Here is a 22,929-nt window from a genome sequence, read left to right on the forward strand (position 1 = left end):
GACCGTGCGGACGGACGCGGCGACGCGGCGTGCGGGACGCCGTGCGCCCCCACGCCCCCTCGCTGGTTCCTCGTGCGGCGGTCGCGTGCACCGAAGCGTGGCAAACCTGGATTCTGCGGTCATTCCCCTCACCCTTTCACCCGTTCGCCCGAGGTCAAGCACCGCCTCGCCGGGAGGCGTCGGTCACCTCGGCGCGTCGCGTCAACTCCCAGTGATCGCCGCACCTTTGAACGAATCCGAGGGACAGGAGCTCGAAGAGCTTGCCCTGGGTCACCTCACGGGGCGTGCCGGCCTCCTCTGCCAGGCGGCCGGTGTCCGCGCCGCCCTGCGCGGGCAGCGCCTCCAGTACGCGGGTGGCGACGGCGTCGAGGAGGTCGCGGGTGAGGGTGGGTCCCGGTCGGCCGGGGGCGAGATCGCCGATGCTGCCGACGAGCTCGATGACCTCATCGGCGTCGGTGACCACCGCGGCCTCGTCGCGCAGGAGTTGATGCACACCGGCCGACAGGCTGCTGGTGACCGGGCCCGGCATGCCCATCGTGAAGCGTCCGAGGGACAGGGCCCGCCGGGCGGTGACCAGTGAGCCGCTGCGCAGCTCGGCCTCCACGACGACGGTGCCCCGGGTGAGCGCGGCGATGACGCGGTTGCGCTGAATGAACCGGCTGCGGGTGGGGTGGTCGCCGGGTGGTAACTCGGCGACCACCAGGCCCTGTTCGGCGATCCGGCCGAGGAGTTCGGTGTGGCCGCGCGGGTAGGCGTAGTCGACGCCGGAGGCCATGACGGCGATGGTCGTGCCGGTTGCGGCCAGTGCGCCGCGGTGGGCGGCGCCATCGACGCCGTAGGCGGCTCCGGAGACGATGGTCCAGCCGCGGTCGGCGAGGTCCGCGCTGAGGGTGGTGGCGAGGTGCGCGCCGTAGTCGGTGCAGGCCCGGGCGCCGACGACGGCGACCGAGCGCAGCGCCCAGAGTCTGAGGTTGGCCGTGCCGCGTACCCACAGTCCGAGGGGGCGGGCGTCGCCGAGGTCGTCGAGCTGGCCGGGCCATTCGTCGTCCCCCGGGCAGATGAACCGGCCGCCGAGCGCGGCGACGGCTTCGAGATCCGCGGCGGGGCGGGCCCGGGCGGCGCGCAGGCGCAGGCCCTCGGTCTTGGCCGGGCTCGCGCCCCGGGGCGGCCGCGCGTCCTGGCCTGACAACGCGCGCCACAGCGCCACCGGGCCCATCTCGCGGACCCAGCGGCCGGCGGTTTCATCGCCCGGTTCGAGGATGCGGGTGAGGGCTGCGCGGGCCGTGCGCTGGGGATCGCGGTCCGTGCCGTCGGGCGCGGGCCACGGGCGGGTGGTCGCGCGCCGGGCGGTGTGGGGTGCGGTGGTGGTGGGCGGGGCGTGCCCCCGCTCCGCGGCTGTCCCGGGTGTGCGGGGCGGGCCGTCCTGGGCGGTGCCGGGCCGGTCCGTGGCGAAGCCCCATGCGTCTACTCCGTTCATCGCTTGTCCCCGTGTGCGCGGGGCCGGGTGGCGGTGGTCTCGTTCCCGTCCGCGCCTGCCGGGGTCAGGGCGCCGCGGCGTACGCCGGTGCGGAGTTCCAGGGCCCAGTTGACGTCTTCGCCGGTGGGACGGTCACGGCCGGCGAGGTCGGCGGCTGTCCAGGCGACGCGCAGGACCCGGTCGAGTCCGCGGGCGGTGAGCAGGCCGCATTCGAGGTCGCGTTCGGCCTGGGCCAGGGCGCCGGGGTGGACCTGCCAGCGGGTGCGCAGCTCATGGCCGGGGACCTCGCTGTTGGTGTTCCAGGGTGTGCCGGCCAGGCGGGCGGCGGCGCGTTCACGGGCGGCGTGTACGCGTGCGGCCACGACGGCGGTGGATTCGGCGCCGCGGCCCAGCGCGAGCAGTTCGGAGCGGGCGACCGGTTCCACGGCGATCCGCAGGTCGACCCGGTCCATCAGGGGTCCGGAGAGCCGTGAGCGGTAGCGCCGGATGGAGGACGGGCGGCATTCGCAGCCGCCGCCCGTCGTGCCGTGGCGTCCGCAGGGGCAGGGGTTGGCGGCGAGCGCGAGGAGGATGCGGGCGGGCATGCGCATCATGCCGCCGGCGCGGGCGACGATGATGTGGCCGGATTCCAGGGGCTGGCGGAGGGCGTCCAGGACGCGTGGGCTGCATTCCGCTGCCTCGTCCATGAACAGCACGCCATGGTGGGCGAGGGAGACGGCGCCGGGGCGGGGCAGGCCGGTGCCGCCGCCGACGAGGGAGGCCATGGTCGCGGAGTGGTGCGGTGCGCAGTAAGGCGGCCGGTCGACGAGTGGCTGCCCCGGCGGGAGGGTGCCGGCCACCGAGTGGACGGCCGTGACCTCCAGGGATTCCTTGGGGGACAGCGGTGGGAGGAGCCCCGGGAGGCGTTCGGCGAGCATGGTCTTGCCGGCGCCGGGCGGGCCTTTGAGGAAGATGTGGTGGCGTCCGGCGGCGGCTGCTTCCAGGGCGCGGCGGGCGCCGTGCTGGCCTGCGACGTCCGCGAGGTCGGGGGTGTGGCCCCCGGACGGCAGGCCCGCTCCGGCGCAGGTACCGGACACGGCGAGCCCGGCGAGCAGCGGGTCGGGGCGGCTTTCGTCGAGGGGTTCCTCGTGGGGTACCGGTTCGTCGGCGAGGACGCCGATGAGCTGGCGCAGGCTCCGGACGCCGAGGACGGAGATGCCGGGGACGAGTGAGGCTTCGGCGGCGGTCTGTTCGGGGACGACGACCTGGCGGTATCCGGCGTCCGCGGCCGCCAGGACGGCGGGCAGGACGCCGCGTACGGGGCGGACGCGGCCGTCCAGGCCCAGTTCGCCGATCATCATCAGGTCGGTGAGTTCGCGGGGGTCCAGGCGCTCGGCGGCGCCGAGGACCGCGCAGGCCACGGCGAGGTCGAAGCCGCTGCCGCCTTTGGGTACGGAGGCCGGGCTGAGACCGACGGTGAGCTTTTTCTGCGGCCATTCGGCGCCGGAGTTCACGACGGCGGCGCGGACGCGTTCCCTGGATTCGATGAGGCTCTTGTCGGGCAGGCCGACGAGGGTGAAGGCGGCGACGCCCGGTTCCAGGTCGGCCTGGACCTCGACGACGACTCCTTCGACACCCACGAGGGCGACGGAGCAGGTCCGGGCGAATCCCATCAGGCCACCCCCCGTGCGTGCTGGACGACGGGGGCGCCGCGGGCCGGCAGCAGGATGCCGATGACATCGATCCGTACGCCGCCGGGTGGCGGGCCGCCGTGCCGTTCCAGCCAGCGTTCCGCCAGCAGCCGCAGCCGGGCGGTCTTCTCGGGGCGTACGGCCGCCATGGGGTGTTCGTACCAGCCGGCGCGGCGGGTCTTGACCTCGCAGACCACCAGGGCGTCTCCGTCGGCGGCGACGATGTCGATCTCTCCGTCGCGGCAGCGCCAGTTGCGGTCCAGGATCCGCATGCCGGCCTCGGTGAGCCGCCGGGCGGCCAGATCTTCGCCGTAGCGGCCCAGAGCGCGTCGCCGGTGGCCGGTCGAGGCCGCTGACACTGGGCCGGTGTCCGGTGGCTGGGCGGCGGTCAGCCGGGCCCCGGGATCAGAGCTCCCGGGCGGGACGGCCGCCGGGCCGCCGGCCGTCCGCGGGCCCGCGGGTGGTGTCGGTCCGGCGGGCAGCACCCCGCCCCTGCGGCGCGGGGCGGGCCTTCCGCCGGCGGACGGTGCGGTGCCCCTCCTGCGCGTCGCCGCTGCGGGCGGCCCCGGTCGGGCCCGCCGCGCGTCCCGTGCGCTGTTCGACCGCGGCTTCCGGGTCCGGCGATCAGGCTGGGTGTCCTGTGCGGCCCTGCGGCCGGCTTGCATGGCGTTCATGCGGTACCACCTCCGGCACCGACTGTGACGCCCCCGCGCAGAGCTGTTGGATCTTGGTGGACAACGAGCCGCCTGTGGACAACTTGCTCACCCGTCCGGGTGACGGCCGGCCCGACGACGGCTGGGCAGGGCCGCTCCGCCGCCGGCCGGGCTCAGCTCCCCGGAAGATCCAGATCGCTCTTGTTGAGCTCCTCGATGTTCACGTCCTTGAACGTGAGTACCCGCACCTGCTTGACGAAGCGAGCCGGGCGGTACATGTCCCAGACCCAGGCGTCGGCCATCGACACCTCGAAAAAGACCTCTCCCTGCACCGAGTGCACCTGCATCTCGTAGTCATTGGTGAGGTAGAAACGTCGCTCGGTCTCGATCACGAATTTGAACAGCCCGACGACGTCGCGGTACTCCCGGTAGAGCTTCAGCTCCATCTCGGTCTCGTACTTCTCGAGGTCCTCGGCGCTCATGGCAGATCCCCTTCAGCCGTGCGTCCCCCTATTGTGCGTCAGACCCTCTCGGTCTCCAGGAGCACCGGCGCACTAGGGGGCCCATCGACGAGCAGCGTGCGCAGCAGCTCGGCGAGTCTGGTCGGGTACACCGTCTCATGTGAGGCCGACAGTTCCTCCGAAGTCCACCACCTCAGCCCCGAGACGCTGCGTCGTTCCAGGTCAGTCTGCCCACCGCTGTGGGTGGCAGTCCGGTCGGTCCGGCCCAGGTAGTACCACTCGTCCTGCTCCCAGCGGCGCCCGTCGAACGGGAAGGCACAGCGGCGCTTCCACAGGACGGGACCGAGGACGGCGTCGGTGATACCGGTCTCCTCGGCGAGCTCACGACGGGCCGCCTCCTCGTGGCTCTCCGTGCCCTCCAGGCCGCCGCCGGGGGTGAACCACCAGGTCTCGGCGGGGCGGGCCGGTTCGAAGCCGTGGAGCAGCAGGATCCGGTCGTCGGGGTCGAGCAGCACGATGCGGGAGACCTGGCGCACCGCGGCCTCCGCCGCCTCGTCCGGAGCGGCCTCCGCCCCGGGGCGGCCGGCCCGCCCGTCTGCGTCCGGCCCCTCAGGCACGCCCGCGCGCCTTGCGCCGGGCGATCGGCCCGTAGGCAGCGCCGCCCAGGATGAGGACCGCGCCGGCGACCACGGCGAAGGTGATGGGCTCGATCGGTCCGGGCTGCGAGGTGCCGCCGGGGAACGCGGAGAAGGCGGCCGGGCGCCGCATCACGCCGACGCTGCCGAGCGGCCAGGCGCGGGCGTCGACCCGGGCCTGGACGGCGCTGCGGGGGACGGAGCCGTGGTCGCCGTCGGTGAGGTGGACCCGCGAGTCCATGGAGTCGCTGCGGTGATCGCCGAGCAGGAACAGCTGCCCGGCGGGGACCTTCGCCTTGAAGCCGACGGGCGAGGCGGGGCCGCTGCCCTGCAGATACGGTTCTTCGACGGGGTCTCCGTTGACGGTCAGCCGGCCCTGCTTGGTGCAGCAGGCGACCTTGTCACCGCCGACGCCGACCACCCGCTTGACCATCGGCACGTCGCCCCACACGGAGTCCTTGAAGACGACGACGTCACCGCGGCGTATCTCGGAGCCCTCCACCTTCTGGGCCAGGACCCGCGACCCGGCGGCGATGGTCGGCGACATCGAATCGGTCGGCACCGTATAGGGGCGGTACGACAGCGCCGCCCATACGAAGCCGCCCAGGAACGCCACACAGCCGAGGGCCACGGCCAGACCGGACAGCGCACTGCCCAGGGTCCGGCCGCGGCCGTCGGTCCTGTGTTCCGTTGTGCTGCTCATCCCAGCGCTCCCACCCCGCGGGCCGGGCCCGCGTCGAAGATCCGGGACGGCACCTTACCTGGGGTTACGCGTTCCGGTCAGCCTCCGGCGACGCCAGATCACGATCGGCGCCGCGCCGACCAGGCCCAGGGCGGCCGGTGCGACCCCCATTGCCTTGTTGATCCCGGGCTGGTCGAAGGTGTCCGGTACGGGCAGGGTCGCCCAGCGGTTGATGGGCCAGGCGATGGTGAACGCCCGGCCGACGACCTCGTCCTCCGAGACCGTGCCGTTGCCCTTGAGGGTCTGGTGGTAGCGGGAGTCGAGGGAGTCGTCGCGGTGGTCGCCCATCACCCAGATCCGGCCCTTGGGGACGTGGATCGGGCCGAACGCACGGTCACCGCACGGGGTGGCCCCGGGGAAGATGTAGGAGTCTTCCTTGAGCGCCTTGCCGTTGACCTTGACCGGGCCGGTGCCATGGCACTCGACGGTGTCGCCGCCGACCGCGATGACCCGCTTGATCAGGTCCTTCTCCTCGGCCGAGGGCATCAGACCGATGAAGCTGAGGACCTTCTGAACCGGGTTGGGCTCGGGGGTCGGCGTCTCGTTCAGCCAGCCGCCCGGGTCGTGGAAGACGACGACCTCGCCGCGCTGCGGCTTGGAGCCGAACCACGGCGTCAGCTTGTCGACCAGGACCCGGTCCCCGCGCTGCAGGGTGTCCTGCATCGAGTCGGACGGGATCGAGAACGCCTGCACCAGGAAGGTTTTGATCAGCAGCGCGAGGAGAAGGGCGATACCGATGAGAATCGGCAGCTCTTTCCAGAAGGCACGCGGCTTCTTGGCCTTCTTCATGCTGCCGCTCACCTCGCCATTCGCCGACGCGCCCCACGTATCCGACTCGTCCGCCCCGGCAGCATGCGGCGCCTGGGCCCGCGCTCCTGATGATGACTGAGTCTGATGCACGGAACTCGCCGCCGGCTGCGGGGTCTCACCGCGCCGTGCCGGCTCTTCGGGCTCTTCGGTTCCGGACCGCGCGCCGACCGCCAAGTCCCCCACATCTGCTCCTCACTCCACGCACTCGCCCGCGCGTCAACCGGCGCAGGCCCACCACTCCCATAACGAGCGGGAGTTCCGCAGGGGTCGGGAGTACGGTCAAACTCTCGGATGACACCCTATGCGGCACACCCGCTGCGGACGCCTTGGCGCCCGGCGCGTCGTGCACGGTCGTAAAGGTGTCCGGCTCTTCAAGGCGCCGCCAGTGCTTGAACGGCCAGGCGATCACCACGGCCCGGCCCACCACATTGTCCTCAGAGACCGTGCCACGGTACGGCTCGTCCAGGTGAAAGCGCGAATCCGCGGAGTTGGAGCGGTGATCGCCCATGACGAAGATCCGGCCGGTGGGGACGGTGACCGTGAACTTCAGCGTGGAGGGCGGATTCCCCGGATGAACGTACGGTTCGGTCAGCGGGGTGCCGTTGACGGTGACCTTGCCCTGCTTGTCGCAGCATTTGACGGTGTCCCCGCCGACCGCCACGACCCGCTTGATCAGGTCCTGTTCATTGGCCGACGGCAGCAGGCCGATGAAGGTCATGGCGTCCTTGACCGGCTTGAAGGCTCCCCCGTCGTCGGTGGGCTTGGTCTGCTCGCCCTTGAGCCAGCCTCCGGGGTCCTTGAAGACGACGACGTCGCCGCGCTCGGGCTTCGACCCGAACCACGGCGTGAGCTTGTCGACCAGCACCCGGTCGCCGATCCTGATCGTCTGCTCCATGGAGCCGGACGGGATGACGAAGGCCTGGACGAGGAACGTCTTCAGGACGAGGGCGATGGCCAGTGCCACGCCGACGAGGATGGGGATTTCCTTGAGGTAGGAGCGTTGCCGGCGGCGCTTGATGCGCCGGGCCAGGCGCCTGCGCTCGGCCCGCCCGCCGGTCGCGGGCCGGCCCGCCCGCCCACGGTTCGCGGACCGTCCGGCCCGCGGCCCGGGGCCACTGCCGGGCTCCTGGGGGGCGCCGTACCCGCCGGAGTCGCCGTACGCGCTGTCCGCGTCCGGCTGCGGCGGGGCGGCTGCCCGCCCTCGCCCGGCGGTGTCCTTGCTCCCGTGGCGGGGGCGTCCGCGGCTACCCACGTGGGCCTGCCGCGGCGGGTATCCGGTCGGCGGCGCCCGGTGCGCCGAGGGTGCGCCAGCGGCCCACCGGCCAGGTGATCAGATCCGCGCGGCCGATGACCTTGCCGACCGGAACCGTCCCGCCACCGGGGTCGCCGAGGTGGTCGCGGGAGTCGCTGGATCTGGCGCGGTGGTCGCCCATGACCCACAACCGGCCCTGGGGCACCACGATGTCGAAATCCACCGAGGACGGCGCGTCCCCGGGGTGGAGATACGCCTCGCTCACGGGCTCACCGTTCACTTTGATCCGTCCCCGTTTGTCGCAGCAGGTCACGTGGTCACCGCCGATGCCGATCACGCGCTTGACGTAGTCGGTCCCGGCGGACGGGGCCAGCCCCAGCGCCGCACCGGCGCCGCGCAGCAGTCCCGTGACGGGATTCTCCCCCTGCTCCCTGTGAACGAACGATCCCGTGCCGTCGAACACCACCACGTCGCCCCGTGCGGGAGAGCCGCCGAATCGGTACGCCAGCTTGTTGACCAGCACCCGGTCCCCGATCTGCAGGGTGTTCTCCATGGAGGAGGACGGGATCAGAAAGGGCTGGGCGATGAACGCGCTGAGCAGCAGTACAAAGGCCAGGCAGAGCGCGAGCAGGGTGGCCGGCCGGCGGCACAGGGCGGCGACCCACCCGGGACAACGCGCGAAGCGCGACCCCTGCTCCGGCCCCTGGTCGGGGGTGGGAGAGGGATCGCGCTCCGTGAGCTGTGCGTCGGTGTTCATCGGGCCCTGAGCCTATCCGGCCGGATCCGAACGCCGTACGCGAGCGTCGGTTTGCGTTGCCACGGCGCAAAAAATCGCGCCCCGGGCGGCCCGGCTCAGTTGTCGCGCTTCTCCTTGATCTTCGCGGCCTTGCCGCGGAGCTCACGGAGGAAGTACAGCTTGGCGCGACGGACGTCACCGCGGGTCACGACCTCGATCTTCTCGACGATCGGGGTGTGCACCGGGAAGGTGCGCTCGACGCCGACGGAGAAGCTGACCTTGCGGACCGTGAAGGTCTCGCGCACGCCGGCGCCCTGACGGCGGATGACAACGCCCTTGAACTGCTGCACACGGGAGCGGTTGCCCTCGATGACGCGGACGTGGACGTTGACGGTGTCACCCGGGCGGAAGGCCGGGACGTCGGTGCGCTTCGACGCGGCGTCGACGGAGTCGAGAAGGTGCATGACCTACTGCTTTCTTCGCTGATGCCACAGGTCATCAACGGGATATGGGAAGGATGTTTCGGATGCCGTTCCGTCGGGCGGGCGTCGTTCCCCCTGTGGCAGGGGCGCGCGCCGGACGCACACAGCAGCGGCCTATTCTTCCACGTCCTCGGCCGTCCGCCCAAATCGGCCGTCGACGCCCGCCGACCAGCCGAGAGCGTCGAGCATCGCGCGGTCGTGCTTGTTGAACGCGGCGGGGTCGGCGCGCTCGATCAGGTCGGGGCGGTTGCGGTCGGTGCGGCGGAACGCCTCGTCCCGCCGCCAGCGGGCGATCTTGCCGTGATGCCCGCTGAGCAGCACCTCGGGGATGCCGCGGCCGCGCCACTCGGGGGGCTTGGTGTAGACGGGCCCCTCCAGGAGGTCGGCCATCGCCCCGGGGGCGAAGGAGTCGTCCTGGTGGGAGGCGGCGTTGCCGAGGACGCCGGGCAGCAGCCGGGCCACCGCCTCGACCATGACCAGGACCGGTGCCTCGCCGCCGGCCAGGACGTAGTCGCCGATGGAGACCTCGCGCACGTCGACGCGGTCGCCGTACTCCTCGATGACCCGGCGGTCGATGCCTTCGTAGCGGGCCGGGGTGAACACCAGCCAGGGCTTGGCGGAGAGTTCGACGGCGAGCTGCTGGGTGAAGGGGACGCCGCTCGGGGTGGGGACGACGATCACCGGTTCGCCCTCGCCGGACGCGAGGATCTCGTCGAGCGCCTCGCCCCACGGCTCGGGCTTCATGACCATCCCCGGGCCACCGCCGTAGGGGGTGTCGTCGACGGTGTGGTGCTTGTCGTGGGCCCATTCCCGCAGGTCGTGGATGCGCACATCGAGCTGTCCGCGCGCGCGGGCCTTGCCCACGAGGGAGACGTTCAGCGGTTCGAGGTACTCGGGGAAGATCGTGACGATGTCGAGCCGCATCAGCTGTCCTCGCGGCCGGAGGCGATCTCGGCCTGGCTGTCGTCGAGGAGGCCGGGCGGCGGGTCGACGACCGCGCGCTGCTCCTCCAGGTCGATCTCCGGGACGATCTCGGAGACGAACGGGATCAGGACCTCGCTGCCGTCGGGCCGCTGGACGACCAGCAGGTCCTGGTAGGGCAGGTGGGAGATCTCGGAGATCCGGCCGACGGCGGTGCCGGCGCGGGTGACGACATCGAGGTCGATCAACTGGTGGTCGTAGAACTCCTCGGGGTCCTCGGGGACTTCCTCGGGGTCGACCTCCGCGATCAGCAGGGTGTTGCGCAGCGCCTCGGCGGCCGTGCGGTCCGCGACGCCCTCGAAGCGCAGCAGCAGCCGGCCGCTGTGCACCCGTCCGGCCGTGATGGTCAGCGGTCCGACGGAGGACGGTTCGGTGGCGAAGACGGCGCCGGGGCCGAGCCGCAGCTCGGGCTCGTCGGTCCGTACCTCTACCGTGACCTCGCCCTTGATGCCGTGGGCGCGGCCGATCCGTGCCACTACCAACTGCACGCTGTTCTCTCCCTTGCCAGTGCCCACGGCACTGTTCGGTGTCCGTGGACGACTACGGGCCGGGGCGGGCCGGCGGCCCTCCCCGGCCCGAGCCGGTGTTCAACTTGTCAGCGGACCTGGTCCACGTCGACGAGGTCGACGCGGATGCCCCGTCCGCCGATGGCGCCCACGACGGTCCGCAGCGCGCGGGCGGTACGGCCGTTGCGGCCGATCACCTTGCCGAGGTCGTCGGGGTGGACCCGGACCTCGAGCACGCGCCCGCGGCGCAGGTCGCGCGAGGCCACCTGCACGTCATCGGGGTTGTCGACGATGCCCTTGACGAGGTGCTCGAGGGCTTCCTCGAGCATGCTCAGGCCTCGGTCGACTCGGAGGTGGACTCGGCCGCAGCCTCGTCCGCCTTCTTGTCAGCCTTCTTCGCCTTCGGGGTGATGGCCTCACCCTTCGGCTCATCGCCGGACGCCTTGGCGGCGGCCTCGAAGAGGGCGCGCTTGTCGGCCTTCGGCTCGGCGACCTTCATCGGCGCCGGGGCGGGCAGGCCCTTGAACTTCTGCCAGTCGCCGGTGACCTTGAGGATGGCCATGACGGGCTCGGTCGGCTGCGCGCCGACACCGAGCCAGTACTGGACACGCTCGGAGTCGACCTCGATGCGCGAGGGGTTCTGCACCGGGTGGTACAGGCCGATCTCCTCGATGGCCCGGCCGTCACGGCGGGTACGGGAGTCGGCGATGACGATGCGGTAGTGAGGCGCGCGGATCTTGCCCAGACGCTTCAGCTTGATTTTGACTGCCACGGGAGTGGTGTCTCCTGGTCTTGACGTGGTGGGGCACAACGGGATGCCACGTGGGGTTGCGGTACTCGGGGTGCCCGATGGACGCGTCAGCCGGAGGAGAGAGGGGTCCTATGCGACTGTCGAGTACAGCCAGCCATTCTGCCACACCCGCTCGGCTCAGCCGACCGCGGCCACCTCGGGGATGCGGAAGGGCTTCCCGCAGCCGCCGCAGACGATCGGCGCCTGGGCGAGCACGGACGGGACGACCCGGACATTGCGCCCGCAGTCGCAGACGGCCTTGACCCGGACGCCGCCCCCGGAGGAGCCGTGCCGGGCGGCGGGGCCCCGGAAGCTGCGGGAGGTGTCGGTGGCGGTGGCGGCGGTGTGCGCCTTGAGGGCTCTGGCGAGCCGTTCGATGGTGGGGCGGTAGCGCCTTCTGGCTTCGGGATTGAGCGTGACCAGGGAGAAGCCGCTGCTGGGATGCGGTTCGTCGACGTGGTCCAGGCCCAGTTCCTCGGCGATCGCCAGGAACCGGCGGTTGTGGTAGCGGCCGGCGCGGGAGGTGTCACGGACGCCGCGGGCGGCGGCGATGCCGTGGACTGCCTCATGGAGCAGCCGTTCGAAGGAGAGTTCGGCGCCGCAGGCGGACGAGGACTCTCCGATCAGGGACTCGGGCGCGGCCAGGTCCGGCAGCTCGGGGTGGTGCCGTTGAATATCGGCCCAGGCGAGTGCCAGCTCGGCGGCGAGGACAGGCGGTGTCGTGCTCACGTCGTAACAACGAGCCGGGGCCGCCGAGTGTTCCGATTCCGGGGCATCTCAAATAATTTGCACGTACCAGTCAGTTTCCGGTCATGAGTCGTGCCGAGGGCGGGTGCGCCGATCTGCGCAGAAGCCACTCACCGGGCCGCAAGCCGGTACGTATCACCGCGTACGCCGCATGGCGTAGCCGGTCGTATGCGGCGTGAGGATCACCGCGGCGATGGTACGGGGCATACCTGTGCCCGCCGACACCGGCCCGTATGCCCGCACGGCGCCGGCGGACGGGGGTGAACCGGAGGGCGCCCGGGAGCCCGGCGGCCGTCGTTGCCGTGGCGGAACGGCGCCGGCCGGGGCAGGCTGAAACGGCGCTCCAGGGAGCGGGCCCGGCGCATGGAGGGGCGCGCGGGAGACAACCCCGGCGCATCCCCTGGACGCCCGGACGAATGCGCAGTTGTCTGGTTCGCGGGGGGCGCACCACGCGAACACGGGGGCGATCGGTACGGAACAGCTTCGGGTTCTCGGCGAATAGGGGCGCTATCGATGTCACCGACGCTCGTGCGGCACCAGCTTCCGCACTCCGGATCCATACGCTGCGACGATCCGCCCGCTCCGGTCCGGTCACGGCGTACCCGTGACTGGGCCGAGATCCAGGAGCGGATGCTGATACCGCTGTACGAAGCCGCGTACGACCGCCTGGGTATCGGCACCGGCACCCGTCTGCTGGGGCTCGGCTGTGGCTCCGGGCTGGCGCTGCTGCTGGCGGCCGGGCGCGGCGCGCAGGTCAGCGGGGTGGACGCGGACGAGTCCCGGCTGGAGCTGGCGCGTGAGCGGCTCACGCCGGAGGGCATGCCGGAGCACACCCGGCTGGTCAGTGGCGGCCTGGAGGCCGCGGCGCCCGGGGATGCCGCCTTCAACGTGGTCACGGCCTTCCACCCGGTGGGCTGCGTGAGCACGGTCGAGGGGCTGACGGCCTCGCTCACCGCGGCGGCCGGGCTGGCGGAGCGCGGCAGCGCGGTGGTGCTGGGCGGCTGGGGCCCGGTGGAGCGCTGTGCCACGGCCGGTGTGCTGCGGGTCGCGCAGCGGCTGGCCGATCCGCGGGGCGAATGCGCCGTCGGCGCCGGCCGGTGGCCCAGCGGCCGGGACGATCTGGAGGAGCTGGCGGACCGTGCGGGGCTGCGGCCCGACGGTTCGGGCCGGGTGGCCTGCCCGTTCGGGTACGCGGATCCGGCGAGCGCGGTGCGCGGGCTGCTGTCGACGGGGCTGTTCGACGCGGCGCTGGAGGTGACGGACGAGCGTCAGGTGGAGAAGGAGCTCGCGGAGGCGCTGCATCCGTACCAGCGAGCGGACGGGACGGTGTGGATGCCGAATGTGTTCCGCTATCTGATCGCGCGGACGCGGTAGCCGCCGGTCCTGCCGTGGCCTGCGAGGGAAGGACGGCCGCCCATGGATGCGCAGCTGCCGGCCGGTCATCCGCCGATGGCGCCGGCCCGGTCGCCTCGATGAGCGCGCCGCTGCAGACCGTTGCGGGCCCGCTGCCCGTCTCCGCCGTGCGGGGGCCGGTGCTCGCCCATGAGCATCTGGCGCTGGATCTGACCCGGGGTGCCGACAGCGCGGCGACCCTGACGCCGGGGCACCGGGCCGCGATCACCGAGGAACTGGTGGCGCTGCGCGACGAGTTCGGGCTTTCGCTGGTCGTCGAGCTCACCTGCCGGGGCATGGGGCGCGATGTGGCCGCGATGGCCCGGATCGCCGCGGATTCGTCGGTCGCGGTCGTCGCCGCGACCGGCTGGTACTACGAGCCGTTCCGCCCGGCGGAGCTGAGCCGCACCAGCTCCGAGCAGCTGGCCCGGACGCTGGTCGGGGAGATCGAGCGCGGCTGCGGCGGCTCCGGGATCCGTCCGGGGGTGATCGGTGAGGTCGGCAGCCACGGTGAGCTGCCCAGCGAGCCGGAGGAGCGGACGCTGCGGGCGGCGGCGCTGGCCGCCACGGCGACCGGGCTGTCGGTGGCCACCCATGCGCAGTTCGGCCGCGGCGGCCTCGCCCAGCTGGAGCTGCTGACGGCGGCCGGTCTGCCGCCGCACCGCATCAGCATCGGCCATCAGGACCTGCTCGACGATCCGGCCGTGCACCGGGAACTGGCGGCGTCCGGTGCCTACCTCGCGTTCGACACCGTCGGCAAGGAGAGCTATCAGAGCGACCGGGTGCGGCTGCGGCTGCTGCTGGCGCTGCTGGAGTCCGGGTTCGCCGACCGGGTGCTGCTGAGCTGCGATGTCTCCCGGCACGGCTATCTGGTGAGCGAGGGCGGCATGGGCTACGGGCATCTGTTCCGGTCCTTCCTGCCGCGGCTGCGGGCGGCAGGGGTGGACGAGGAGATGATCGACGGGCTGACGCGGCGCAATCCGCTGCGGTTCCTCACCGGGGCGGACGTGGGCGGACCGGACTGAGGGTGCGGAGGGACCGGCTCCGGCCGCCGGCGGTCGCCCGGCGGACGGTCCCGCGCGCCGCGCGTGCGGCCGCAACGAGCCCCGGCCGCGTACTGCCGGCCGGGGCTCGCGAAAGCGGAGGGGTGAGCTGTCGGGGGCTCAGCCCATGAACTTCTTGAACTCCTCGGGGAGTTCGAAGTCCTGCGGGTCCTGGCCGCCCTGCGGCAGGCCCAGCGGGTTGCCGGACTGGGCGGCCTCGCGGCGCGCGGCCGCGGCCTCCTCCTCGGCCTTGCGCTTCATCGGGTTGCCGCTCTTGCGCTTGCCCTTGGCCTGCTTGACCTGCTTCTTCTTGCGGGCGCCGCCCCCCATGCCAGGCATCCCCGGCATGCCGGGCATCCCGGGCATGCCGCCGCCCTGGGCCATCTTCGACATCATCTTGCGGGCCTCGAAGAACCGCTCGACCAGGCTCTTGACCTGGCTGACGTCGACACCCGAACCCTTGGCGATACGGGCCCGGCGCGAGCCGTTGATGAGCGTCGGCTCGTGGCGCTCGGCCGGGGTCATCGACTTGATGATGGCGGCGGTGCGGTCGACCTCGCGCTCGTCGAGGTTGTTGATCTGGTCCTTCATCTGCCCCATGCCGGGCAGCATGCCGAGCAGCTTGGAGATGGAGCCCATCTTGCGGACCTGCTCCATCTGGGCCAGGAAGTCGTCGAGGGTGAACTCCTTGGGGCCCTTCGCCAGCTTGGCCGCCATCTTCTCGGCCTCGGCCTGGCTGAAGGTCTGCTCGGCCTTCTCGATCAGGCTGAGCATGTCGCCCATGCCGAGGATGCGGGACGCCATGCGGTCCGGGTGGAACGCGTCGAAGTCGTCCAGCTTCTCGCCGTTGGAGGCGAACATGACCTGCTTGCCCGTGACATGGGCGACGGACAGCGCCGCACCACCGCGGGCGTCACCGTCGAGCTTGGAGAGCACCACGCCGTCGAAGCCGACGCCGTCGCGGAAGGCCTCGGCGGTGTTGACCGCGTCCTGACCGATCATCGCGTCGACGACGAAGAGGACCTCGTCGGGGCTGACCGCGTCACGGATGTCCGCGGCCTGCTGCATCAGCTCCTGGTCGATGCCCAGGCGGCCGGCGGTGTCGACGATGACGACGTCGTGCTGCTTGGTCCGCGCGAACTCGATGGAGTCCTTGGCCACCTGGACCGGGTCGCCGACGCCGTTGCCCGGCTGGGGGCCGTAGAAGGCGACCTCCGCGCGCTCCGAGACGACCTGGAGCTGGTTGACGGCGTTGGGGCGCTGGAGGTCACAGGCGACCAGCAGCGGGGCGTGGCCCTGGCCCTTCAGCCAGCGGCCGAGCTTTCCGGCGAGGGTGGTCTTACCGGCACCCTGCAGACCCGCCAGCATGATCACGGTCGGCGGGTTCTTGGCGAACCGCAGCCGCCGGGTCTCGCCGCCGAGGATGCCGATGAGCTCCTCGTTGACGATCTTGATGACCTGCTGGGCGGGGTTCAGCGCCTGGGAGACCTCGGAGCCGGTGGCGCGCTCCTTGACCTGCTTGATGAAGGCCCGGACGACGGGGAGGGCGACATCCGCTTCGAGCAGCGCGATACGGATCTCGCGCGCCGTGGCGTCGATGTCCGCCTCGCTCAGGCGGCCCTTGCCCCGGAGGTTTTTGAAAGTACTCGCCAAGCGGTCGGAAAGCGTATCGAACACGGCGGTCGTCGATCCTCGGGGTCGGGGGCGGGGTGCAGTCGGCTTCTAGGGTATCCGGCTCCGCAAGGGACGCGTTCCTGCCCTGTGGACGGGTCCGTGCCGCGACAGGCGCCGTACGGCTACCCGAGGGCGCGCTCCACGGCCGCCGCCAGTTCATGGGCTGCGGCGTCCGTGAGCGGCGCCCCGTCCGGCCCGGTGACATAGAACGCATCCACCGCGTTCGCCCCCAGGGTGCTGATGTGGGCGCTGCGGACGGTGACGCCGGCCGTCTCCAGGGCACGGCCGATGCCGTGCAGCAGGCCGTGGGCGTCCTGGGCACGGACCTCGATGACGGTCGCGGTGCGGGAGCTGCCGGTGACGGCGGTGACCCGGGGCGGCGGGGCGAGCACGGCACGGGCCCGGCGGGCGTAGGCGCGTTCGCGCTCGGCGAGACGGGTGGGGATGTCGAGGGAGCCGTCCAGCGCGCGGACCAGGTCGACGCGCAGCCGGTCGGCGTCCGGCAGCGAGCCGTACTCGGCGGCCACCCGCCAGCCGATCAGCAGGATCGGGTCCCCGTCCCCGGCCCCGGCCCCGGCCCCGGCCCCGTCCTCGTGCTCGGCGCCGGGTTCGAGGACGAGCAGATCGGCGGCGCGGACGGTGAGCCGGTGCAGGGCCAGCACCCCGGCCGCCGCGGGCAGCACACCCGTCGAAGGGGGGCCCATGGGGTTGGCCGAGGGGCGGTGGCCGCGCGACGGGTGGGCGGGGACGGCCATGAGCAGTTCCACGCCGACCGGCTGCCGGGCGCGCTCGTCGGCCCCGGAACCGTCGTCGGGCTCGGTGGCGGGTTCGGTGGCGGGTTCGGCGCGGGCGTGCAGCGCGAGGACCGGGCCGTTCGTGCGCCGGGCCTCGGCGGCCAGCCGCCGCTGTTCGGCGGTCGGCTCGTCCACCGGGCGCGCCTCCTCCTCGGGCTCCCCGGCGATCCGGGCGGCGACCCGTTTGACCAGGTCGGCGACGAGTCCGCCGCGCCAGGCGCTCCAGGCGGCGGGCCCGGTGGCCAGGGCGTCGGCCTCGGTGAGGGCGTGCAGCAGCTCCAGGGTTCCGGTGTGGCCGACCGCCTCGGCGACCGCGCCGACGGTCGCCGGGTCGTCCAGGTCGCGCCGGGTGGCGGTCTCGATGAGCAGCAGGTGATGGCGGACGAGGGTGGCGATCACCGCGGTGTCGCGGGCGCCGAAGCCGAGCCGGTTCGCCACATCGCGGGCGATGGTCTCGCCGGCCACCGAGTGGTCGCCGGGCCAGCCCTTGCCGATGTCGTGCAGCAGGGCGGCGATCAGCAGCAGGTCGGGGCGGTGCACCCGGCGGGTGAGCGCGGACGCCCGTACGGCGGTCTCGATCAGATGGCGGTCCACGGTCCAGGTGTGGACGGGGTTGCGCTGAGGGCGGCAGCGCACGCGCTCCCAGTCGGGCAGCAGCCGGGTGACGAGGCCCTCGGCCTCCAGGGCCTCCCATACGGGCACGGTGTGGATGCCGGCGCCGAGGAGGGTGATCAGCTGCTCACGGGCCTCGGCGGGCCACGGCACGGGCAGCGGACGGGTGGTGGCGGCCGTGGCGCAGCGGCGGATCGAGTGGGTGGCCAGCGGCAGTCCGGCCTGGGCGGCGGCGGCCGCGGCGCGCAGCACCAGCACCGGGTCGCGTTCGGGCCGTGCGCTGCGGGCCAGCACCGCCTCCCCGTCGAGTTCGACGACGCCCTCGGCGAGCGGCGAGCGCTCCCCCTTGCCCGCGGTGCGGCCGTGCAGCAGCCCCCGCAGCACGGGCTTGACGGAGCGGGCGCGCAGCACCCGGCCGACCTCGCGCCAGGTGACGTCGGCCGCGTAGGAGATGGTGCGGGCGGATTCGTAGGTCTGCCGCAGCAGGGCATCCGCGTCCAGCATGCCCAGGGACTCGGCGACCTGGGTGTGTTCCTGGAGGGAGAGCCGGTCGGTGGCGCGGCCGGTGGCCAGATGGAGGGCGTCGCGGGTGTCGAGCAGCCGGGTGCGGGCGGCTTCCAGGCCACCGCGCGGGGCGTCGGCGAGCCAGGAGGCGGCGACCGCCCGCAGCGCGGTGGCGTCCCGCAGCCCGCCCCTGGCCTCCTTGAGGTCGGGTTCGAGGAGGAATTGCAGTTCCCCGTGCCGCTCGGCGCGCTCCTGGCACAGGTCGTGGAGTTCCGGGAGCCGCTTGGGGGCGCTCGCGCGCCAGTCGGCGTAGGCGGTGCTCCGCAGCGCGGCGGTGAGTTCCGCGTCGCCGGCCAGGTGGCGGGCGTCGAGCAGGCCGAGCTGCACCTTCAGGTCGTCGCGGGCGGCCTTGCGGGCCTCGGCGGGGGTGCGTACGGAGTGATCGAGGTCGAGGCCGAGGTCCCAGACGGGGTACCAGAGGTGGTCGGCGAGCGCGGCCAGGGCGCCGGTGTCGGCGCGGCCGTCGTGCAGCAGGAGCAGATCGAGGTCGCTGCGCGGGGAGAGTTCGCCGCGGCCGTAGCCGCCGACGGCGACCAGGGCGGTGCCGGTCAGGCCGGCGGCGGTGGCGTGCCGGTGCAGCAGACCGGCCAGCCAGTCGTCGGTCAGCCGGGCGAGGGCGGCGCGGCGGTCGGGTCCGGCGGGTGAGTCGTCCTGGAGGAGCCGCAGCCGGGCCGCGGGGTAGCCCCCTTCCGGGGCGGGCGCGGGCTCGCCGCCCTTGCCCGGCGTTCCGGCCGGCCCCGCCGTTTCCTCGACGCTCTCCGTCACCGCGTGCTCCTCGCTCGTGTGGTCCCCGTCGTCCCGGCCGTCACCCTCGCCCCCGTGCCGCCGTTCCCGCACCGGCCGGCCGTTTCCGCACGCTGTCCCAGTCTGTGCCGGTGCGGGGTGTGCGGCCACCGCTGCCGGGGCGGGCCGGCCGCGGCGTGCGGCCCCGGAGGCAGCGGGTGTCTCCGGGGGCCGCGGGCCACGGCCGTGGCGCCGTCACAGCGCGTCCGGCCCCCGCTCGCCGGTCCGCACCCGTACCGCGTCGTCGACGGGGACGCTCCACACCTTTCCGTCGCCGATCTTGCCGGTGCGGGCCGCCTTGACGATGACGTCGACCAGCTCCTCGGCGTCGGCGTCCTCGACCAGCACCTCGATGCGGATCTTCGGCACCAGATCGACGGTGTACTCGGCGCCGCGGTACACCTCGGTGTGCCCGCGCTGTCTGCCGTATCCGCTGGCCTCGGTGAGGGTCAGTCCGTGCACACCGAATGCCTGGAGGGCGTCCTTCACCTCGTCGAGCCGGTGCGGCTTGATTACTGCCGTGATGAGCTTCACGCGTCCACCTTCTTTGTCAGGGACTCGCCGAGTCCCGGTCCCCTGCGGCCGACCGTGCCACCGCCCGCGCCGGTGAAGTCGTACGCGGTCTCCGCGTGCGCGGCCTGGTCGATGCCGGCGACCTCCTCGTCCTCGTCGACCCGGAAGCCCATCACCAGGTCGATGACCTTGGCAAGGACATACGAGACGACCAGCGAGTAGAGCAGCACACAGACCACACCGACGGCCTGCCGGCCGAGCTGTTCGAAGCCGCCGCCGTAGAACAGGCCCTTGGCCTTGCTCTGCACCCCGCCGGTGGCGAAGAGGCCGATCAGCAGCGAGCCGACGACACCGCCGACGAGGTGGACGCCGATGACGTCCAGGGAGTCGTCGTAGCCGAGCTTGTACTTCAGATTGACCGCCATGGCGCACAGCACACCGGCGATCGCGCCGACCGCGATGGCACCCAGCGGGCTGACCGCGCCGCAGGCCGGGGTGATCGCGACGAGTCCGGCGACCGCGCCGGAGGCCGCGCCGAGCGTGGTGAACGAGCCGTGCCGGAGCTTTTCGTAGGCCAGCCAGCCGAGCATCGCGGCGGCGGTGGCGACCTGGGTGTTGACGAAGGCGACGGCGCCGACGCCGTCGTCGTTGCCGAGCCAGGAACCGGCGTTGAAGCCGAACCAGCCGAACCACAGCAGTCCGGCGCCGAGCATGACCAGCGGCAGGCTGTGCGGCCGCATCGGGTCCTTCTTGAAGCCGATGCGCTTGCCGACGACGAGGAGCACGCCGAGCGCCGCGGCACCGGCGTTGATGTGGACGGCCGTACCGCCGGCGAAGTCGATGACGCCCAGCTTGAAGAGCCAGCCGCCGTCGGCCCACACCCAGTGGGCGACCGGGAAGTAGACGACGGTGACCCACAGTGCGATGAACACCGCCCAGGCGGTGAACTTCACCCGGTCGGCGAGCGCACCGCTGATCAGCGCGGGCGTGATGACCGCGAACATCAGCTGGAAGACGGCGAAGACATAGATCGGGACGGTGCTGGCGCCCCACAGCTGGGTCAGGCCGATCCCGCTCAGGCCGGCGAAGTCGCCGTTCCAGCCGATGAAGCCGCCGTTGTCGGTGCCGAAGGCGAGTCCGAAGCCGTACAGGACCCACAGGATGGTGACGATGCCCAGGCTGATGAAGCTCATCATCAGCATGTTGAGCACGCTCTTGACCCGGACCATCCCTCCGTAGAAGAAGGCGAGGGCGGGGGTCATGACCATCACCAGTGCGGAGCAGATCAGCATGAATCCGGTGTTGGCCGGGCTGAGTGTCACCTTGTCTGCTGCGAGCGTCAGGATGCCTGGGGGCATCGGCGTCTCCTCGTCGTCGATGCGGCCCGTGCGGGCATGTTTCTGGTGGGCCGACTTCGCGTTGAGGTTGTCGCAGCACGGTTTCGGCCAAACCTTGCGGGTGTTTCACCGCCGTGACGAAGGACGCCTTCGTGTTACGCCCCCGTGAACTGCGGGATCAGCCCCACATTCACCCGTTCAACCCACCGAAACCACCAATTGAGCAACCCCCACGGCGACCGGCCACACCCGCGAGAGCGGCGCCGGCTCAGGCGCAAAAGCAGGCCCGGCCGCGGCTGCCGCCCGCGTGACCTGGCATGGGGGAGCCGAGTCGGGCTGTACGGGGCGGCGGCCGCGGCCGGTGTCTGTGGGGAGGCGCGTCGTCAGACGGCCTCCGCGGATTCGGGCAACTGGCGGGTGAGCTCGTCGCTGAGCCGGATCACCTCGGCGACCTCGCCGAATTCCCGCGCCGCGGTGTCCACGGTCTTGCGCAGCCGGGTGTTCACCCGCTCCGAGCGGACCTGCCGGGCGAACGGGATCGCCTGCTGCGCCATGGCCGCGCAGGCCTCCGGCTCCTTCTGCAGCAGATGCACGGTGGCCATCCCGATGAGGTTGAGCGCATACGAACGCTGGTGCTCGGTGTCCTTGCCGAACAGCTCCACCGCGCGCGCCATGACGGGCTCGGCGAGCGAGGCGTAGGTGGGGCTGCGGCCGGCGACATAGGCGAGGTCGCGGTAGGAGTGGGCGTTCTCCGCGTTCAGCTCGGCCTCGGAGAAGAAGCGGATCCAGTCCGGCTCGGGCTCGCCGGGCAGGGCGTCCGAAAAGGTGTCCTCGGCCATCCGAACGGCCCGCTTGACCTTGCTGGGCTGGCCCATGCCGGCGTAGGCGCGGGCCTCCATCGCATACAACATCGCCTGGGTGCGGGGGGTGGCCGTCTCCCGGCTGCCGTACTGGGCGAGGTGGATCAGCTCCAGCGCGTCGTCGGGCCGGCCGAGGTGGATCATCTGCCGGCTCATGCTGGAGAGGATGTACGAGCCCAGGGGCCGGTCGCCGGCCTCCTTGGAGGCGTGCAGCGCCAGCACGAAATACTTCTGCGCGGTGGGCTGCAGGCCGATGTCGTAACTCATCCAGCCGGCGAGCTCGGCGAGCTCGGCGGCGACCTTGAACAGCCGCTTGGCCACCGGCGCCGGCTGGGGCTCCTGGAGGAGATCGGTGACCTCGTGCAGCTGGCCGACCACGGCCTTGCGCCGCAGCCCGCCGCCGCACTGCGCGTCCCACTGGCGGAACATCGCGGTCGTCGACTCCAGCAGGTCCAGCTCCGGTTTGGACAGCCGGGCGGGCCGGCGCAGACGGTCGGGCTCCTCCGCGCCGCCCTGGCTCGCGGGCACCGGGACCAGCCAGCGCTGCATCGGCTCGATGAGGCCGGGTCCGGCGGCGAGGGCGAGCGAGGTGCCGAGGAAGCCGCGGCGCGCCAGCATCAGGTCGCTGCGGGAGAACTCGCTGATGAGGCCGACCGTTTGGGCGCCCGCCCAGGGCAGGTCCACCCCGGAGACGGACGGGGACTGGTGCGCGGAGCGCAGCCCCAGCTCCTCGATGCCGACCACACAGCCGAAGCGCTCGGAGAACAGCTCGGACAGGATCCGCGGAATGGGCTCGCGCGGCTGCTCGCCGTCGAGCCAGCGGCGCACCCGTGAGGTGTCGGTGCTGATGTGATGGGCGCCCAGCTGGCGTGCCCGGCGGTTGACCTGGCGCGCCAGCTCGCCCTTGGACCAGCCGCTGCGCATGAACCACGAACCCAGCTGTGCGTTGGGTTGTTTGACGGCGTCGGTGCCGCCCGTGCCGCCGTTGCCGCCCACTGGAGCCCCCATCCCGAATCGCTGCGTTGGTGCCGTTGCCTGCCCGCTGGCCGCGGCGAACCACCCACGGACCGCCGCCCGTTGCGGCGCGTGTCCGGGGTACCTCTACCCGATCACGGATTCCGGGCACACCTTTTGGCCTGGGCTCGACCCGTGCGTTGCCATCGGCATACCCGTGCGAAGAGTGCCTCGCGGGGTTCGTGCACCGAAAGTAATCCTACGATCACGCCCGCCGCGAGGGCGATCGGGGAAACGCCACCATTCGCCACCCCTTCGAATGAACTCCCCACCCGGCTCTCGCGATTGACTTGACACAGGTCGAACGCGGCCGGGCGGAGCGGAGCGCGCAAGGGCTCACACGGTGCTCCGCACCACCCGGCCCACCACGTCACACCACCGGCACCGCGGACAGTCAACGG

Annotated in this window: 22 protein-coding genes; 2 read left to right on the forward strand and 20 right to left on the reverse strand. The window is 72.3% G+C overall.

The window, feature by feature from the left end; translation table 11 throughout:
* Positions 1-154: 154 nt before the first annotated feature.
* The 15 genes from dprA to OIU81_RS09910 all read right to left on the reverse strand — a co-directional run bounded on the left by dprA (position 155) and on the right by OIU81_RS09910 (position 11,924).
* Entirely contained in the window at positions 155-1,477 is a 1,323-nt protein-coding gene (gene dprA, locus OIU81_RS09840) for a DNA-processing protein DprA (protein WP_329145924.1), read from the reverse strand.
* Positions 1,474-3,129, reverse strand: coding sequence for a YifB family Mg chelatase-like AAA ATPase (locus tag OIU81_RS09845; protein WP_329145926.1), 1,656 nt, complete (start codon positions 3,127-3,129; stop codon positions 1,474-1,476). The genes dprA and OIU81_RS09845 overlap by 4 nt, the downstream gene beginning before the upstream one ends.
* On the reverse strand, positions 3,129-3,506 hold the full coding sequence (locus OIU81_RS09850; RefSeq protein WP_329145928.1) for a YraN family protein: 378 nt from the start codon (positions 3,504-3,506) through the stop codon (positions 3,129-3,131). Before OIU81_RS09850 ends, OIU81_RS09845 begins: the two co-directional genes overlap by 1 nt.
* Before the next feature lie 467 nt (positions 3,507-3,973).
* Positions 3,974-4,282 carry a DUF2469 domain-containing protein gene (locus OIU81_RS09855; protein WP_329145929.1) on the reverse strand — a complete coding sequence of 103 codons (309 nt, stop codon included), beginning with the start codon at positions 4,280-4,282 and terminating at the stop codon, positions 3,974-3,976.
* 38 nt (positions 4,283-4,320) lie between these two features.
* The gene (locus tag OIU81_RS09860; protein ID WP_443073958.1) at positions 4,321-4,878 is read right to left on the reverse strand and encodes an NUDIX hydrolase; all 558 of its coding nucleotides are present in this window, start codon (positions 4,876-4,878) and stop codon (positions 4,321-4,323) included.
* Positions 4,871-5,599, reverse strand: coding sequence for a signal peptidase I (gene lepB / locus OIU81_RS09865; RefSeq protein ID WP_329145931.1), 729 nt, complete (start codon positions 5,597-5,599; stop codon positions 4,871-4,873). The genes OIU81_RS09860 and lepB (OIU81_RS09865) overlap by 8 nt, the downstream gene beginning before the upstream one ends.
* Positions 5,600-5,653: 54 nt before the next feature.
* Entirely contained in the window at positions 5,654-6,622 is a 969-nt protein-coding gene (lepB, locus tag OIU81_RS09870; protein WP_329155003.1) for a signal peptidase I, read from the reverse strand.
* On the reverse strand, positions 6,564-7,700 hold the full coding sequence (gene lepB, locus OIU81_RS09875) for a signal peptidase I (RefSeq protein ID WP_329145933.1): 1,137 nt from the start codon (positions 7,698-7,700) through the stop codon (positions 6,564-6,566). The genes lepB (OIU81_RS09870) and lepB (OIU81_RS09875) overlap by 59 nt, the downstream gene beginning before the upstream one ends.
* Positions 7,693-8,457 (reverse strand): signal peptidase I, encoded by a 765-nt coding sequence (lepB, locus tag OIU81_RS09880; protein WP_329145935.1) that lies wholly within the window; start codon positions 8,455-8,457, stop codon positions 7,693-7,695. The genes lepB (OIU81_RS09875) and lepB (OIU81_RS09880) overlap by 8 nt, the downstream gene beginning before the upstream one ends.
* 95 nt (positions 8,458-8,552) lie before the next feature.
* Positions 8,553-8,900 carry a 50S ribosomal protein L19 gene (gene rplS / locus OIU81_RS09885; RefSeq protein ID WP_329145937.1) on the reverse strand — a complete coding sequence of 116 codons (348 nt, stop codon included), beginning with the start codon at positions 8,898-8,900 and terminating at the stop codon, positions 8,553-8,555.
* Positions 8,901-9,032: 132 nt separating this feature from the next.
* Complete coding sequence (gene trmD / locus OIU81_RS09890) at positions 9,033-9,842, reverse strand: tRNA (guanosine(37)-N1)-methyltransferase TrmD (RefSeq protein WP_329145939.1); 810 nt, start codon at positions 9,840-9,842, stop codon at positions 9,033-9,035.
* Positions 9,842-10,387: a ribosome maturation factor RimM gene (gene rimM / locus OIU81_RS09895; protein WP_329145941.1), complete on the reverse strand. Its 546-nt coding sequence runs from the start codon at positions 10,385-10,387 to the stop codon at positions 9,842-9,844. Before rimM ends, trmD begins: the two co-directional genes overlap by 1 nt.
* Before the next feature lie 107 nt (positions 10,388-10,494).
* Positions 10,495-10,734 (reverse strand): RNA-binding protein, encoded by a 240-nt coding sequence (locus tag OIU81_RS09900; protein WP_014153811.1) that lies wholly within the window; start codon positions 10,732-10,734, stop codon positions 10,495-10,497.
* Between the two features lie 2 nt (positions 10,735-10,736).
* A complete protein-coding gene (gene rpsP / locus OIU81_RS09905) occupies positions 10,737-11,177 on the reverse strand; it encodes a 30S ribosomal protein S16 (protein ID WP_006602842.1) in 441 nt (146 codons plus the stop codon).
* Between the two features lie 156 nt (positions 11,178-11,333).
* A complete protein-coding gene (locus OIU81_RS09910) occupies positions 11,334-11,924 on the reverse strand; it encodes a hypothetical protein (RefSeq protein ID WP_329145944.1) in 591 nt (196 codons plus the stop codon).
* A gap of 531 nt (positions 11,925-12,455) precedes the next feature.
* Between OIU81_RS09910 and OIU81_RS09915 the strand changes: the two genes are divergently transcribed.
* Both OIU81_RS09915 and OIU81_RS09920 read left to right on the forward strand, forming a co-directional pair.
* A complete protein-coding gene (locus OIU81_RS09915) occupies positions 12,456-13,316 on the forward strand; it encodes a class I SAM-dependent methyltransferase (RefSeq protein WP_329145947.1) in 861 nt (286 codons plus the stop codon).
* A gap of 98 nt (positions 13,317-13,414) precedes the next feature.
* Positions 13,415-14,359 (forward strand): phosphotriesterase family protein, encoded by a 945-nt coding sequence (locus tag OIU81_RS09920; RefSeq protein ID WP_329145949.1) that lies wholly within the window; start codon positions 13,415-13,417, stop codon positions 14,357-14,359.
* Positions 14,360-14,497: 138 nt separating this feature from the next.
* Here the strand turns inward: OIU81_RS09920 and ffh are convergent, their stop codons facing one another.
* The 5 genes from ffh to nsdA all read right to left on the reverse strand — a co-directional run bounded on the left by ffh (position 14,498) and on the right by nsdA (position 22,522).
* Complete coding sequence (ffh, locus tag OIU81_RS09925; protein WP_329145951.1) at positions 14,498-16,054, reverse strand: signal recognition particle protein; 1,557 nt, start codon at positions 16,052-16,054, stop codon at positions 14,498-14,500.
* 119 nt (positions 16,055-16,173) lie between these two features.
* Positions 16,174-18,687, reverse strand: a complete 2,514-nt coding sequence (locus OIU81_RS09930) for a [protein-PII] uridylyltransferase (protein WP_443074130.1) — start codon at positions 18,685-18,687, stop codon at positions 16,174-16,176.
* A gap of 312 nt (positions 18,688-18,999) precedes the next feature.
* A complete protein-coding gene (locus OIU81_RS09935) occupies positions 19,000-19,338 on the reverse strand; it encodes a P-II family nitrogen regulator (RefSeq protein WP_329145955.1) in 339 nt (112 codons plus the stop codon).
* Positions 19,335-20,675, reverse strand: coding sequence for an ammonium transporter (locus OIU81_RS09940; protein WP_329145957.1), 1,341 nt, complete (start codon positions 20,673-20,675; stop codon positions 19,335-19,337). Before OIU81_RS09940 ends, OIU81_RS09935 begins: the two co-directional genes overlap by 4 nt.
* A 362-nt stretch (positions 20,676-21,037) precedes the next feature.
* Positions 21,038-22,522: a transcriptional repressor NsdA gene (gene nsdA / locus OIU81_RS09945; protein ID WP_329145960.1), complete on the reverse strand. Its 1,485-nt coding sequence runs from the start codon at positions 22,520-22,522 to the stop codon at positions 21,038-21,040.
* Between the last annotated feature and the right edge of the window lie 407 nt (positions 22,523-22,929).

The organism is Streptomyces sp. NBC_01454 (assembly GCF_036227565.1).
Taxonomy (GTDB): Bacteria; Actinomycetota; Actinomycetes; order Streptomycetales; family Streptomycetaceae; genus Streptomyces.